Source organism: Streptomyces sp. NPDC020681 (assembly GCF_044334895.1).
Taxonomy (GTDB): domain Bacteria; phylum Actinomycetota; class Actinomycetes; order Streptomycetales; family Streptomycetaceae; genus Streptomyces.
This window is the reverse complement of sequence record NZ_JBIRTX010000026.1, coordinates 1-14,793: the sequence shown is the minus strand read 5'-3', so window position 1 is coordinate 14,793 and position 14,793 is coordinate 1. Positions and strand designations below refer to the sequence as shown.

The window sequence follows — 14,793 nt, the reverse complement described above, 5'->3', positions numbered from 1 at the left end:
GCTCCTCGGCCTCGTGTCGCCATGGGTCGTGAACACACAGGGTAGGCGGTGGCTCACTCCTCCGGCGGGACGGTCCGTACGTCACCCGGCGTGAGCCGCCACAGCCGTACGGGCATGTGGCTGACCCTGCCGCGCTCCTGCTGCCGGCGCCAGGCCGCCTCGCCCACGGCCCGGAAGAACTCCGGGCGCCGTGCGGGCCCGACGAGCCGTCCGTAGTAGTCGCCGAAGGTCGCGGCATGGAAATGCCCGTACTGACCGGCCGAATCGACGCTCACCACGGCGTCCCGCTCATGGACCTCTGCGACGCGGAAGTACCGCTCCAGAAGCCTTTCGAGGTCGTCGGCGGGCCGGGTGCGGGTGGCGATGGGCAGGACGTCGCGGGCGGCGAAGAGGGCGGGCACGTCGTCCCGGCGAACCCCCAGAGCGGTCAGCGCGTCCCGCACGATGTCGTCCTCGCCGCCGAGGCCGTGGTCGTCGCGCGCCGGGTGATAGGTCGTCAGCAGGAAGGTGCCGTCCGGCGCGAGCTGCTCGCGCACCCACGACAAGATCCGCTCCTCGGTCGGGTACAGCCAGTGCAGCACCGACGTCATCGTCACCACATTGGGCCGGTACGGCACCGGCTCGGGAGCGTTGAGATCGGCCTCGCGCAGTACGGCCCGGTCGCCGTAGGGCCGCAGTCGTTCGGCCGCCTCGGCGATCCGGTGCGGTGAGCGTTCGAGGCCGACCGCCTGCCGCAGCGTGGGGAAGCGGACCAGTGCGGCCTGGAGCAGTTGGCCTATGCCGCTGCCCAGATCGAGCAGCGTGGCCGGTTGGCCGGGGAGGTGGCTGAGCACCCAGTCCCGGTCGTGTTCCTGGCGGAGCTTGCTGGCGTCCGCGTATCCGGCCAGGGTGCGTGCCTGGATCTCGGCGGCGGGCGTGGTCATCGCTGGGCCTCCTGGGGGACGGCGGCGGGCTCGGCGGGGTCGTCGATGATCCGCTGGAGCCGCTCGCGCACACTGCTCTGGTCGTAGCGCTTGAAGATGTTGATCCGGTTGCGGGTCAGATCGCCCCGGTGGACGTACTCATACAGGTCCTGGCGCTGCCCGAAGCCGTCGCCGGTCAGCTCCCAGGCGAGCCGGAACAGCCGGGACTTGTGCTCGGCGTCGATGCCGCGGCCGCGCATGTAGCGGTCGATGTGCGGGCGGAGCCGCGGGTTCGCGAGATCGTTGGCGGTGGGCTGCATCAGCAGTCCGGACGCGCCGATCTTCCGGACGATCTCCACGGCGCCGGCAGCCACTTCGGCGGACCAGACCCGGCTGGCCGCGGTGTCGCCCGGTGCGAGCAGTCCGCTGTCGGTCACCGTGGCTCGTGCCTCGGCAGCGTCCAGGAAGTACTCGGTCAGTTCGGCGTAGCCGGCCAGCCGCCCCAAGTCCTCCTGGACATTGCGGAATCCGTCCACGCCGATGCTCTCGGCCACCAGTGTCGCGGTGGCCAGCAGAGTGCGCAGCCGCTCCCGGAACCGTATGTGCCCGATGTACGCGCTCCAGGCGTTGATCCGGCCGAGTCCGGTGCGGGCCAGTTCGCCGTCCCGCAGCAGGAACACCCGGTCCCACGGCACCACGACGTCGTCGAAGAACAGCATGGCGTCCTGCTCGTCGAACCGCGCGCCGAGCGGGTGCGCATGGCCCCAGGGCGCGCTGCCCAGCGGCTCGCGGCACAGTGTGACAAGACCGGGCGTGTTGAGCGGCAGGGCGAACCAGACCACGAACTGCTCGCCCTTGCGCTGGGTGAAGGACGCCGACAGATAGACGAGGACCTCGTGGGCCAGCGGTGCCAGGGTGGTGAGCTGCTTGGCGCCGCGCACCACGATGCCCCGGTCGTTCTCCTCCAGCACCCGCAGCGCCAGGTCCGGGTCTTCCAGCGGATCGGCGGAACGGTCGATCTGCGGGTCGCCCAGCGCATGCGACAGGACGAGATCGTTCTCGGCGCAATGGCGGTACCAGGCATCGGCGTTGGCGCCGAAACCCGTGTGGCTTTCCTCCAGCCGGTGGCGGAAGTCGTGGACGCCGAGTGCGATCGACGCCATGAAAGCGGGGGAGCGGCCGTGCTGGCCGAGCGACTCGGCGTGCCAGAACTCGGCGCTCCGGCGCTGCAGCCGCAGGTCCTCCAGGGTGCGCGGCGGCTGGTAGGCGCGGGCGATCCGGTTGCCGGTCTCCGGGTCCTTCCAGGTGAGCAGGGAGCTGTGCTCGGGGTCGTGCTGGAGGTCCAGCAGCCGGGCCAGTTCGTCCACGGCCGGCCGGAAAGCCGGGTGGGAGGCCGGGTCGGTGATGCGCTCGCCGTCCAGATACAGCTCGCGGCCGTCGTCGAGACCGGCCCGGTAGCGGTCGCCGGTGAGCAGAGTCATGCGCGGACTCCTGAGGAAGTGGAGGTGGGTTGGTGGTCGAGAAGGCGGTACCGGGCGTCGTGGTAGAGGAGCGGCTCACCAGGTCCGCCGTCGGCGGCCGCGACCCGGCCGACGAGCAGAGCGTGGTCGCCGCCGGGCAGGACGCTGTGCAGCGTGCAGTCGAACCAGGCCAGGCAGTCGTCAAGGACGGGAGCGCCGGTGGTCCTGGCGCGCATCGGCGCGGATGCGAAGTAGCCGATCGCACGCCCGGCGCCTGGTTGGGCGAAGTGCCGGGCCAGCGGCTCCTGGTCGTGGGTGAGCACGCTGACGGCGTACCGGTGGCTGCTCCGTACCGCGGCCACCAGCGGGCTGCGGCGGTCCACTGCGACGCTGATCAGCAGGGGTCGCAGGGAGAGCGTGCACAGTGACGACACCGTCTTGGCGAAGACCTCCTCGCCCCTGCGGGCGGTCAGTACCGCCACTCCGGTGGTCCAGCCGCGGGCGGCGCGGCGGAACGTCTCGGCCAGGTCGTCGAGGTCGCGGTCCGCGCTCATCGCAGGCTCACGCGGTAGGCCCGCAGCCATTCGTCGACCTGGACCAAGTGGTCGAGCCCGCCCACCGGATTGGGCGCGGTACGGGGACTGGGCAGCGGACGGCCCTCGTCCAGAGCCTGCCGGACCGCGGCACGGTCAACGAGCTCGAACACCGGCGCATCCGGATCCGCCAGCAGCTCGTGCGCCCGCGCGGTGAGCACCTCCGTGTAGCGCACAGCCGGAGTCGACGGATAGCCGCTCTTGGGCCGGTCGGTCACCTGCGGCGGGAGGAGGTCGCGCACGGCGTCCCGCAGCAGACCCTTGGGCCGGCCGCCAGGCGCCTTCAGTGACCACGGCACGTTCCACACGTACTCCACCAGCCGGTGGTCGCAGAACGGGACCCGTACCTCCAGGCCGACCGACATGCTCACCCGGTCCACGCGGTCCAGCAGCGGCGGCAGCCAGCGGGTCAGCGCGAGATGGAAGATCTCACGGACCCGCCGGTCGGCGCCCTGCTCACCGTCGAGGCGCGGCACTTCGGTGAGTGAGCGGCGGTACGCCTCTGCCGTGTACTCCTGCGGGCGCACCTCGGCCCGTACGTCGGGTCGGAGCAGCGCGGCCGGTGTGGTTCGGCCGTGCAGCCAGGGGAAGTTGTCGGCGGCGAGCGCGGTGGGATCGTGGAAGTACGGGTAGCCGCCGAAGAGTTCGTCCGCGGCCTCTCCGGACAGCGCCACGGTGGAGCGCCGCCGCACCTCCCGGAAGAGCAGATGCAGCGAGGCGTCCATCTCGCCCCAGCCGGGCCGGTCCCGGGCCCGCAGCACGGCGTCGCGGGCGGCCAGCAGATCGTCGTCCGGGACCACGACCGAGGTGTGCAGGGTGCCGATGTGCTCCACGGCGGCCTTGACGTAGGGAGCATCGAGCGAGGTGCGCCAGGCGTCGGGGGCGCGGTCGGAGCTGCCGGGGAAGTCGACCGAGTACGTGGTCACCTTGCCGTGCCCGGCCCGCTCCTGGGCCTGGGCTGCGAGCGCGGTGATGGCGCTGGAGTCCACTCCGCCCGACAGCAGGGTGCACAGCGGCACATCGCTGAGGAGCTGGCGCTCCACGGTGTCGGCGAGCAGTTCGCGCACCGTTCCGCGGGTGACGTCCGGGTCGTCGGTGTGCGGGCGGGACTCCAGCTGCCAGTAGCGCTGCTCCCGGGTCGCCGTCCTGGTGACCGTGACCAGGTGTCCTGGGCGTACTTCTCGCAGGCCGCGGAAGATTCCATGGCCCGCGGTCGGTGCCGCGGGCAGTGCGAACAGCTCGGCGATGCCTTCGGCGTCGAGTTCGGCGCGGAACAGCGGGTTGGCGAGGACGGCCTTGGGCTCGGAGCCGAACAGCACGCCGGTCGGGTGCGCGTGCCAGTACAGGGGCTTGATGCCGAGATGGTCGCGGACCAGCAGCAGCTCCTGCCGGCGGGCGTCCCACAGTGCGTAGGCGAAGATGCCGTTGAACCGGCGAGGTGCGTCGGCTCCCCACTGGAGATGGGCGCGCAGCACGACCTCGGTGTCCGAGCGGGTACGGAAGCGGTGGCCGTGGGAGCTCAACTCCTGCCGCAGTTCACGGTAGTTGTAGAGCTCGCCGTTGTACGCAAGGACGGCGGCCGGGTCGTCGCCGCCGGGGCTGTCGGCGAGCGGCTGCGCACCGCCCTCGACGTCGATGACGGACAGCCGGCGGTGACCGAGGCCCGCGTTCCGGGAGAGCCAGAGGCCGTGGGCGTCCGGGCCCCGGCAGGCCAGGGTGTCGGTCATGGCGCGCACGGTCCGCTCCTGGAGGCGCAGATCGGTCTCCCAGTCGATCCAGCCGGTGACTCCGCACATCTATGCCTCCTGCGGTTCTTCGGCGTCGGCCGGCTGCGGGGCGGTGGCCGTGGCGGTTTGAGGGGCCGTGGCTTCCCAGCGGCAGCCGTGCCCGGTGGGTCCGCTGCGCAGCCGGTGTGTGGGGTGGTATCCCTTGGCGCGGATGTTCGCCGACAGGGCCTCGGTGCAGTACGTGCACGGCGAGGCGAGGGTGAGGCGGACGCCGCTTCTGCGGGCCTTCTCGCGGTAGTCCCAGATGGCGCAGTGCGTGATGTTCAGCGCGGCATGGGCCGGAGAGTCCGGGACTTCGTCGTCGAACTCGTAGTCGGATCCGTAGAGTTCTGCTTGGCGGGCGATGCGGTGAATGGGATCGGCGGCTCCGCGTCCGTGGTCGGGCTCGACTTCGCGGTGCACCTCGGCGTTGTTCCGGGCCCAGTCGGCGAGGACGCTCTCTCCGTAGTGATCGACCAGGAACCGCTCCATGAGGGCCTGTCCTCTGAAGAAGACCCGCTGCCAGTCCTGCGGCGAGGCATGAGGCTCGGGCAGATCGGCGAAGAGCTCCGACTGGAGCGCGAACCAGGTCGTGAGCTTGACCTGGTCGCCCAGGGAGACGAGGAAGCGGGTGAGGCCGGCCTCGGCCTCGTGCAGCCGCTGCCGCCACAGGGCGGAGCGCTCGGATCCTGGCATGGTCCGGTAGGGAGAGCGGGCTGGTTCGGGCGGACGGGGGTCGTCCGGGAGGTCCGCGGCCAGAAGAGCGGTACGCGGAGCACACGCGAGGGGCTGCTCGGAGGACTCGGGCCCGTCGCTCATGGGGGACTCCTTCGGCGGGAAAGTGAGACGGACCGTGGTGGTCGCGTCGGTGGGGCAACGCTAGGCAGCGCGGTGATCCGGCCAGAAGCCCCGAAGGGCGACGGCACCGGCGACCAACGGCGACTGCGACTGCTCCGAAGGTCGCCCTCGGGGACCACATGCTGGACAGGCACATAGCCACGCGCGCCGCATCGCCTGCCCTGCCCTGCCCTGCGCCGTGCCACGCCGGGCAGTCAACTGCCGGGTACGCCGCACAGGTTGCCGACATGCGCAGGGCGGGCACCCGCCAGGGGTGCCCGCCCAACGCCGGTGCTCTCAGCCCGCCAGCCCGTGGCGGTGTGCATACAGCGCGGCCCGCAGCCGGTCGGACTGGCCGATCTTGCGCATCGCCTGCGTGAGGTGCTTCTTCACGGTCGCCTCGGCGAGCGCCAGTTCACGCCCTATCTCGGCGTTGCTCAGGCCCCGGCCGAGCTGCGCCAGCACCTCCCGCTCCCGCTGCGTGAGATCGCAATGCTGCGGCGACGGCTCGGCGGCGTGGCCCGCCAGGCTGGCCGGATGGATCCGGGCCGGCGGGGGAGCGGGCAGGAACACCGAGCCGCCCGCCGCGGCCAGCGAGACCGCGCTGATGATGCGATCCTCGGGCAGATCGAGCGGGAAGCAGCCGCTCGCCCCGGCCAGCAGGATCCGGCTGGCCTCCGCCGTGCTCTCGGCCCGGCGCAGCAGCAACACCCGTGCGTGCGGGGTGCCTTGCGGGCCCCGGAGCCGTACGACCGTCGCCAGATCGTCGCTGAGCGTGGGCCCGGGCCCGAGCAGGATCACATCGGGTCTCACGCGCCGCACCGCGGCGAGCGCCTGGATCGGATGGTCGGTGCTGCCGACCACCATGAGATCCGGCGCGGCGGCCAGCACACTGCGCAGCCCAGCGCCAGCGACTGGATGACGGGCGATCAGGAAGACACGGGTGGCGGTGGCCGCCCGCCGTGTGGCGACCCCGCACAAGGGGTGGCCACAGGTGCAGGACACCGTGCCGGGGCGCGGGCGGCCGGATGACGCGTCGGGCTCGGCGAGCAGGTGGTGACCGGCGATCAGATCCAGCGGGTTGTCGATCTCGGCATGGAGTGCCGTCAGCGTTCCCATGGCGAACCTCCGCCGGTGCGGAGGACGTTGCGTATGTGGTGCGACATTGCGTGCGATTCCCCTCGAGAATGGCGAGACCATGCCCACGGGCACGGCAGTGCGGCGATGAGGAGGGGCGCCGTCGGCGGTCGAAGCCGGGAGGTCAGCGCCCTGCGCGCGCGTGACACAGCTCGTCGAAGCACCTGCGGTGCCACGAGCCCCCGATGGTGACCAACGTGAAGTCGGCCCGTCGATATGTCACATGACGAGCCTAATTTGAGCCTCAGATGCAGGTCAAGGGAGGACCGCCGGTGCCTGGAGAGGGCAGGCACATACCGCCGACGGCCGGTCCTATGACCCCTGGTATCAGCATGAATCCCTGACTGGCTGTGGCTGGATCCGGCCCGCACCCTTCATCACGCACCCACCTGCCAGGGGAAGGACCGGCCACGCTGATGAGACGGATGCTGCTGCGCCGGCTGCTGCTCGCCGTGCCGACCCTGCTGGGCGTCACCGTCGTGGTGTTCGCCACGGTGGCGCTTGTGCCGGGTGACCCGGTCGCCGCGTTCCTCGGCCCCGGCGCGCCGCCCGAGGCCCGACGCGAACTCACCGAACGGATCGGCCTGGACGAGCCGTTGCCCGTCCAGTACGCCGCCTGGCTCGGGCACGCACTCAGCGGCGACCTCGGCACCTCCATCTCCGGGCAGCGCCCCGTCGCCGAACTCCTGGGGCCCGCACTCGGCCAGACCCTGATCCTGACCGGGGCTGCCTTCGCACTCGTCCTGATCGGAGGCACGCTGCTCGGCGCCGCCGGGGCCCTGCGCCCCCGCGGACTGTCCGGCCGGCTGTCGGGCGTCCTGAGCACCCTGTCGATCTCCGCCCCGCAGTACTCGGTGGCGCTGCTGCTCATCGCCGTGTTCGCGGTCCAGCTGCGCTGGCTGCCCGCCGGCGGCACCCATGACGTCTTCGGCGACGGAGGCAGTCTCGATCTGCTGCGTCATCTCGTTCTGCCCGCCGTGGCCGCCGCGCTCGTGCCGCTCGGTCTCACCGCCCGGGTGTTCCGGGCCGCGCTCGGCTCGGTGCTCGCCGGGGACCTGGCGGACAGCCTGCGGGCGCGTGGTCTGAGCCGGGCCGCGGTGCTGTGGCACTGCGTGCACAACGCCTCCCCGGCGCTGCTGACCATCGCCGGCCTCCAACTGGCCTATCTCCTGGAGGGCGTGGTCTTCGTGGAGACCCTGTTCGCCTGGCCCGGCCTGGGCCGGCTGCTCTACGACGCCCTGTCGGCGCGGGACTTCCCCCTCGTCCAGGGAGGCGTGCTGATCGTCGCCGTCGCCTTCGTCGGCATCAACATCCTCGTCGACACGGCCCATGCCTGGATCGACCCGAGAGTGCGGAGCTGACCATGTCCGTTTTCATGGCGAAATCCAACGCACGAGAAGAGGCCAATGCACTCGCGAAATCAGCCCTGTTGCGCGACCTCGGGCTGCTGGTCCCGGCCGTGCTCGCCGCGCTGCTCGTGACGCTGGCGCTGGCCGCACCGCTCATCGCCCCGTACGACCCGGCGGCGGGCGGTCTGCGCGACCGGCTTCTCGACCCCGGCGCGCCGGGCCATCTCCTCGGCACCGACGGCCAGGGCCGGGATGTGCTGAGCCGGCTGATCTGGGGCGCGCGGCCGTCGCTGATCGGCGGCTTTGTGCCCGTTGCTGTGGCGGCGACGGCCGGGACCGCGCTGGGCATTGCCGCCGGGCTCGGCGGCCGCCTCACCGAACAGGGGCTGCTGCGCTCGCTCGACGTGCTGTACGCCTTCCCCGGCATCCTGCTGGCCATCGCGGTGGCCACCGTCCTTCAGGCGGGCCTGGGCACCACCGTGCTCTCACTGTCCGTGGTCCTCACCCCGGCGGTGACCCGCGTCGCGTACACGGAAGTACGCCGCATCCGCACCGCCGAGTATCTGGAGGCCGCACGGGTGAGCGGCGCAGGGCGGACGGTCATCGCCGTACGGCAGGTGCTTCCGGTGGTCGCACCCGTCGTGCTCGCCTACGCCTCTTCCCTCATCGGGCTGTCGATCGTGTACGCGGCGGGCCTGTCCTTCCTCGGCCTCGGTGTCGCACCGCCCACGGCCGAATGGGGTGCGATGCTCGACGAGTTGCGCCCCAGCCTGCTCACCCACGCTTCGGTCGCCGTACTGCCCGCCGTGACGATCCTGGCCGTCTCCGTGGTCTTCAACGCTCTCGGCGAGGCGCTGCGCAGCCGGGTCGGCATCGGGGAGGACGTGCGATGACCCGGCCCTTGACCGATCGCGTGCTGTCCGTCGAGGACCTGACGGTCCAGTACCCAGGTCCCCACGGGCCCGTACGGGCCGTGGACGCAGTGTCGTTCGCCATCGACGCGTCACAGGCGCTGGTGCTGCTGGGCGAATCGGGCAGCGGAAAGACCACCGTCGCGCGGACCGTACTCGGACTTCCCGGCAGCAGCGCCACCACCCGCGGCAGCGTGCGGCTGGGCGGAACCGACCTGCTCACCCTCGGCGAGCGGTCGCTGTCGCGGATACGGGGCCGCCGCATCGGCTACGTCGCGCAGGACCCCACCGGCGCCCTCGACCCGCTGCGCCGGATCGGTACGCAGCTGACCGAAGTCCTGCTGCGCCACCGGATCGCCGCGAACCGACGAGAGGCCCGCACAGCGGTCCCCGCGCTGCTCGCCTCCGTCGGCCTTGCCGAGCCCGAACGCATCGCCCGCAGCCATCCGCACGAACTCTCCGGCGGCCAGCGCCAGCGTGCGGCCATCGCGATCGCGATCGCGTGCGGCCCCGACCTGCTGGTCGCCGACGAGCCCACGACTGCGCTCGACGTCCTCGTGCAGGCGCAGGTCCTCGACCTCTTCGCCAAGCTGCGGACCGAGCACCGCACGGCCCTGCTGCTGGTCACCCACGATCTGGCGGTCGCCCGCCGCGTGGGCGGCCAGGTCGTGGTGATGCGCGCCGGGCGCGCCGTCGAGTCCGGCACTGCCGACCGGGTGCTGTCCCACCCTGCCCACGCCTTCACCGCCGAACTGGTCGCCGCACAGCCGGAGGTACGCCCATGACGGCACCGTCGCTCGCTCTGCTCTCCGTCGACCAGGTCACCAAACGGTACGGCCGGACTCCGCCAGCCCTGGAGGATGTCGGCCTGACCGTGGCGCCGGGGGAGACCGTGGGCCTGGTCGGCGAGTCCGGCTCGGGCAAGTCGACGCTCGCCCGCCTCGCGCTCGGCCTGATCGCCCCCGACTCCGGCACGGTCCGTTTCGCGGGCCACGATCCGTACCGGCTGCGCGGCCGGTCGGGACGGGCGATGCGCGCCCGGCTGCAGTTCGTTCCGCAGCATCCACGCGGATCGCTCAACCCGGGGCTCCGGGCCGGGGAAGCGGTCGCCTTCGCCCTGCGGGTCCACGGCACACCACGCCGGGACCTCGCCGAAGCCGTCGAGGACCTCTTCCGCCAGGTCGGCCTCGACCCGGCGCTCGCCCGCCGCAGGCCGAAGGAACTCTCCGGCGGACAGCTCCAGCGGGTCGCCATCGCCCGCGCGCTGGCCACCGGGCCCGAGCTGGTGGTGTGCGACGAACCCACCTCGGCCCTCGACCGCACCACCCAGCACCGCGTTCTCGACCTACTGGCCGAGCTGCGCGAGCGCAGCGGCCTCGCCTATCTCTTCATCTCCCACGACCTGGCCGTCGTACGGCAGTTGGCCGACCGGGTGCTGGTGCTCCGGCGCGGCCGCGTGGTCGAGGAAGGCCCGGCCGGGCGCCTCTGGGACGACCCACAGCACCCGTACACCCAGGCCTTGCTCGCCGCCGTCACCGGCTGATCCAACCCTCCCGCGAACCGTCCGTGCTCCGCTGAAACCACGAGGAACCCATGCTCATGACGCACCGCCCACGCCGCCCCGCCGTCGGACCCGTCGCCCTCCCGGTCACTCTGTTGCTCCTGCTCGCGGCCGCCGGGTGTGCCCCCGGCAGCGCCGCAGAGTCCGGCGCGGGCACGGGCGCATCCGGGCGCGGCGGCACCCTGGTGATCGGCGCGACCGGCAAGCTGCCCAACCCCGACACCGTCATCGGCGGCGCCGGATTCGAGGGCAAACGGCTCGTCAGCTTCCAGCTGTACGAAGGACTCACCCGCTACGACCTGTCACGGACCGACAGCCCGCCCGAGATCACCGGCGCGCTCGCCACCTCCTGGAAGGTCGCCGCGGACAACAAGACCTGGACCTTCACCCTGCGCAAAGGTGTCACCTTCCAGGACGGCACCGCCTTCGACGCCGACGCCGTGATCTTCAATCTGGACCGCTACCTCAACAAGAAGAGCGACCACTACACCGAGGCGCTGGGCGCCGCAGCCGGCGAATACGCAGGAGGCATCACCCGGTACCGCAAGCTCGGCGAGGACCGGGTCGAGCTGGTCACCAAGGAGCCCAACGGCCACTTCCCGGAGGACCTGGCCCATGTCCTGATCGCGAGCCCCACAGCGATCCGCAAGACCGGCACCGAGAAGTTCGCGCAACACCCTGTCGGGACCGGCCCGTTCGCCTTCACGGCGCAGAAGGAGGGGCAGCTGATCGAGCTCGCCGCCAACAAGACGTACTGGCGCGGCGCACCCAAGCTCGACAAGCTGGTGATCAAGTCGCTCCCGGACGCGGCCGCCCGCACGGCTGCTCTGCGCTCCGGAGACGTCAATTGGATCGAGTACCCGAACCCGGACGACATCGAGAACCTCAAGGCCGACGGCGTCCAGCTCGCCACCAACAGCTACGACCATCTCTGGTACTGGATCCTCGATACCTCCAAGGGACCCTGGAAGGACGTACGGGTCCGGCGCGCCGCGAACTACGCCGTCAACCGCGAGGCCATCGCCGAGAAGCTGCTCCACGGCACCGCCGACCCCGCTCAGCAGGCCGCGCCCCGGGCCACCTTCGCCTATGACAAGAAGGGCGACACCTACACGTACGACCCGGACAAGGCCCGCAAGCTGCTCGCCGAAGCCGGCCAGAGCAAGGGGTTCAGCACCACGGTCACCGTCCCCACCGCGGGCTCCGGCAATCTGCTGCCGGTGCCGATCGCGGAGGCCGTGCAGCGTGACCTCGCGGCGGTCGGCATCAAGGCCGACATCCGCACCACCGACTGGAACACCCTCATCAGTGCTGAGGCCGACGGCAAGGTCGCTCTCGGCTCGGACGCCATCGCACAGTCGACGACGCTCTTCCAGTCCGAGGCGCTGCTGCCGCTGTTCATCGGCAGCGACAGCCCGTTCTGGACCGGCAACTACAGCAATCCGCGTGTCGACCGCCTCCTCGCGTCCGCGTCGGCCTCCACGGACCAGAACAAGCGGCGGGCGGACTACCGGCAGGCGCTGTCCCTGGTGACCGAGGACGCGCCCTGGCTGTTCGTCGTCAACGACCGCAATCCCCGGGCGCTCTCGCCGAAGGTGGGCGGGCTCGTACAGCCGCAGTCCTGGTTCCTCGACCTGACGACGGTGTGGGTGGCGTCATGACCCACCAGACCGCTCAGGTGCCCAAGTGGGGTGTCACCCTGCCGCTGCCCGGACTGACCATCGAGCGCCACCGCTTCATCGTCGAACGGCTCCCGGACCTCGGCTACACCGACGTCTGGAGCGCGGAGGGCGGCGGCACCGACGCCTTCACACCGCTCGCCGTCACCGCCGCCTGGTCGCCGACGCTGCGCATCGCCACCGGCATCGTCCCCGTGCACACCCGCGGACCCGCAGTCCTGGCCCAGACCGCCGCGACGCTGGCCCAACTCGCGCCCGGACGCCTGCTGCTGGGCCTCGGCGCATCGGTACCCGCGCATGTCACCGACATCAACGGCATCCCGTTCGACGAGCCCTTCAAACGCACCAGGGACGTCCTGCGCTTTGTCACCCGCGCACTGCGCGGCGAGCACATCGCCGGCGACTTCGACACTTTCTCCATCACCGGCTACCGGCTGCCGCACCCGCCCGAACAACCCGCGAAGGTCATCCTCGGCGCCCTGCGCCCCGGCATGCTCCGTCTCGGCTTCACCGAAGGGGACGGGGCCATCACCAACCTCCTCTTCCCCGAGGACGTACCGAAGATCCTGGACGCGGTCGGACCGCAGCCGCCCGGCAAGGAACTCGTGGTCAAGGTGTTCGTCTGCCCCACCGAAGACACCGACTACGCACATCGCGCGACACGTCCCTTCCTCGCGTGGATCCTCAACAGGGAGCCATACCGCAAGTTCCACGAGTGGCTCGGCCACGGCGAACTGCTGCGCGAGTCGCACGAGCACTGGGCAGCGGGCGACCCGGAGGCCGCGCAGAAGGCGCTGCCCGACGAGGTCGTGGACGGCCTGTTCATCAGCGGCTCGCCCGAGGAATGCCGCGAGCGCATCCTGCGCTACCACCGTCCCGGCGTCACCACCATCCAGCTGTACGTCTCCCTGCCGCCCGAGGTCTTCGTCAGCCGCGCCAAGGTGCTGGAGACCCTGGCGCGGCTGGGCCCCGCCGGCGTTTGACCGGTCTTCCCGACCACGCCGAGAGGAGACACCCGCGCATGGAACTCGACATACGGGGCGGAGTGCGCGCCGCTCCTGTCGCCGGCCGTACGCCGGAGGAACGCCAGGCCCTGCGCTTCGCGCCCGACCCGCGGGAACGTACCGCCGACCCCGACCACGTGGCGCGCACCGCGCGGGAGGCCGAGGAGGACGGCTTCGACAGCGCCCTGGTGGTGCAGTCGAGTTCCTGGCCCGACCCCTGGCTGGTGGCGGCCTGGGCGCTGGCCGCCACCCGGCGGTTGCGTATCGCCGTCGCCCATCGAGTCGGCACCACGGCTCCGACCGTCGCCGCCCGTTCGCTGGCCACGCTGGACCGGCTCTCCGGGGGCCGCGCCGCAGCCCATCTCATCGTCGGGTCGAGCGACGCGGATGTGCTGCGGGACGGCGACGGTCTCGGGAAGGCCGACCGGTACCGCCGGGCGGCCGAGTACCTGGAGGTGTTCCGCCGCACGTTGACCGAGCGTCAAGGCTTTGACCACGAGGGGGAGTTCTACTCCGTACGTGACGCGCTGTCCGGTCTGCGTCCGCAGCCCAGCGGCGAACTGCTGTCGTTCGGCGGGTCCTCGCCCGAAGGGCGCGACCTCGCGGCCCGGCACGCCGAGGTCTACGCCATTCCCCCTTTGCCGCTGCCCGCCACCCGGCGCACCATCGCCGAGATCCGGTCGGCGGCCGCCGCGTACGGCCGAACCTTACGGATCTGGCGTCACATCACGGTCGTACTCGACGCGAGCGACGAGGAGGCCGGGGCACGGGCCCGCCGGATCACAAGGGACGCACTGCGCCTGACCTCCGGCGCCGACAGCGCTCTGTGGACCGAGGCCGTCCAGCTCGACCGCGACAGGGAACGCGGCCGCGCCGACCCGGACCAAGGACAGGCACAGGTCGCCGCCTATGTGCGCCGGTCGATCGCCGGGGCCTACGTCGGCTCACCGGAAACCGTTGCCGAACGCATCGGCCTCCTCCGGACGGCCGGAGTGGACACCGTCCAGCTCGACATGGCTGTGGAGACCGACCAGGACCGGGAGTTGCGCCGCGCTCTGGTGACCCGGCTCAAGCGCCCCGAGCTCGCGAGCCGCCGTGGCTGGTAGAGGCCCGAGCGGGAAGCGCGATCAGCAGTGGCGTTTGCGGGCCTGACACAGGCTCCCATCGACTGACCGGTGTCCGGGCCGTTGACGGGGCACAACACGCTCGCCCTCGTCCCCGCAGAAGATCACCGGCAGTGTGGCGCGGCTCGCCCGCTCGCTGGCCCAAGACCTGCGGCAGCCCTGGGCGAAACCGGCACTCATCGCCCTGCAAGGCTCGAAAGGTTGAAGCACAAGGTCAGCGCAGTACGGCTGCCAGCAGATCGCCGCCCAGGGCCGTCAGATCGGGCAGATTGAGGGTGTAACGGACGTAACGACCGTGCCGCCGGGCCGTGACCAGGCCCGCGCGCCGCAGGACAGCGAGGTGGCGGGAGACCTCCGGGGGTGAAAGTTCCCAGGCGTGGGCCAGCTCACGGGTGGTGTGCGGGCCGCGGGCCAGGGTGCGCAGCAGCCGCAGCCGTACCGGATGTGCGAGTGCCTCCAGCCGTAGTGTG

General features: G+C 71.5%; 14 protein-coding genes. 7 read left to right on the top strand and 7 right to left on the bottom strand.

The window, feature by feature from the left end; all coding sequences use genetic code 11:
• Positions 1-53: 53 nt before the first annotated feature.
• The 6 genes from ACH4YL_RS36160 to ACH4YL_RS36135 all read right to left on the bottom strand — a co-directional run bounded on the left by ACH4YL_RS36160 (position 54) and on the right by ACH4YL_RS36135 (position 6,677).
• Positions 54-923, bottom strand: a complete 870-nt coding sequence (locus ACH4YL_RS36160) for a class I SAM-dependent methyltransferase (RefSeq protein WP_398511772.1) — start codon at positions 921-923, stop codon at positions 54-56.
• On the bottom strand, positions 920-2,383 hold the full coding sequence (locus tag ACH4YL_RS36155; RefSeq protein WP_398511771.1) for a 4-hydroxyphenylacetate 3-hydroxylase family protein: 1,464 nt from the start codon (positions 2,381-2,383) through the stop codon (positions 920-922). Before ACH4YL_RS36155 ends, ACH4YL_RS36160 begins: the two co-directional genes overlap by 4 nt.
• A complete protein-coding gene (locus tag ACH4YL_RS36150) occupies positions 2,380-2,916 on the bottom strand; it encodes a flavin reductase family protein (RefSeq protein WP_398511770.1) in 537 nt (178 codons plus the stop codon). The genes ACH4YL_RS36155 and ACH4YL_RS36150 overlap by 4 nt, the downstream gene beginning before the upstream one ends.
• The gene (asnB, locus tag ACH4YL_RS36145) at positions 2,913-4,751 is read right to left on the bottom strand and encodes an asparagine synthase (glutamine-hydrolyzing) (protein ID WP_398511769.1); all 1,839 of its coding nucleotides are present in this window, start codon (positions 4,749-4,751) and stop codon (positions 2,913-2,915) included. The genes ACH4YL_RS36150 and asnB overlap by 4 nt, the downstream gene beginning before the upstream one ends.
• Positions 4,752-5,540 carry a hypothetical protein gene (locus ACH4YL_RS36140; protein ID WP_398511768.1) on the bottom strand — a complete coding sequence of 263 codons (789 nt, stop codon included), beginning with the start codon at positions 5,538-5,540 and terminating at the stop codon, positions 4,752-4,754.
• Between the two features lie 315 nt (positions 5,541-5,855).
• Positions 5,856-6,677: a LuxR C-terminal-related transcriptional regulator gene (locus ACH4YL_RS36135; RefSeq protein ID WP_398511767.1), complete on the bottom strand. Its 822-nt coding sequence runs from the start codon at positions 6,675-6,677 to the stop codon at positions 5,856-5,858.
• 434 nt (positions 6,678-7,111) lie between these two features.
• On the opposite strand from ACH4YL_RS36135, the gene ACH4YL_RS36130 reads away from it, so the two are divergent.
• The 7 genes from ACH4YL_RS36130 to ACH4YL_RS36100 are packed head-to-tail and all read left to right on the top strand — an operon-like array spanning position 7,112 to position 14,305.
• Positions 7,112-8,056 carry an ABC transporter permease gene (locus ACH4YL_RS36130; protein WP_398511766.1) on the top strand — a complete coding sequence of 315 codons (945 nt, stop codon included), beginning with the start codon at positions 7,112-7,114 and terminating at the stop codon, positions 8,054-8,056.
• Positions 8,057-8,058: 2 nt separating this feature from the next.
• Entirely contained in the window at positions 8,059-8,937 is an 879-nt protein-coding gene (locus tag ACH4YL_RS36125; protein ID WP_398511765.1) for an ABC transporter permease, read from the top strand.
• Positions 8,934-9,740: an ABC transporter ATP-binding protein gene (locus ACH4YL_RS36120; protein ID WP_398511764.1), complete on the top strand. Its 807-nt coding sequence runs from the start codon at positions 8,934-8,936 to the stop codon at positions 9,738-9,740. Before ACH4YL_RS36125 ends, ACH4YL_RS36120 begins: the two co-directional genes overlap by 4 nt.
• Entirely contained in the window at positions 9,737-10,498 is a 762-nt protein-coding gene (locus tag ACH4YL_RS36115; RefSeq protein WP_398511763.1) for an ABC transporter ATP-binding protein, read from the top strand. The genes ACH4YL_RS36120 and ACH4YL_RS36115 overlap by 4 nt, the downstream gene beginning before the upstream one ends.
• A gap of 56 nt (positions 10,499-10,554) precedes the next feature.
• Positions 10,555-12,177, top strand: a complete 1,623-nt coding sequence (locus ACH4YL_RS36110) for an ABC transporter substrate-binding protein (RefSeq protein WP_398511762.1) — start codon at positions 10,555-10,557, stop codon at positions 12,175-12,177.
• Positions 12,174-13,178, top strand: coding sequence for an LLM class F420-dependent oxidoreductase (locus ACH4YL_RS36105; RefSeq protein ID WP_398511761.1), 1,005 nt, complete (start codon positions 12,174-12,176; stop codon positions 13,176-13,178). The genes ACH4YL_RS36110 and ACH4YL_RS36105 overlap by 4 nt, the downstream gene beginning before the upstream one ends.
• Before the next feature lie 38 nt (positions 13,179-13,216).
• A complete protein-coding gene (locus ACH4YL_RS36100; protein ID WP_398511760.1) occupies positions 13,217-14,305 on the top strand; it encodes an LLM class flavin-dependent oxidoreductase in 1,089 nt (362 codons plus the stop codon).
• 232 nt (positions 14,306-14,537) lie between these two features.
• On the opposite strand, the gene ACH4YL_RS36095 is transcribed toward ACH4YL_RS36100, so the two are convergent.
• Positions 14,538-14,793, bottom strand: a 256-nt coding sequence (locus tag ACH4YL_RS36095; protein ID WP_398511759.1) for an ArsR/SmtB family transcription factor, incomplete at its 5' end; no start/stop codon positions are given.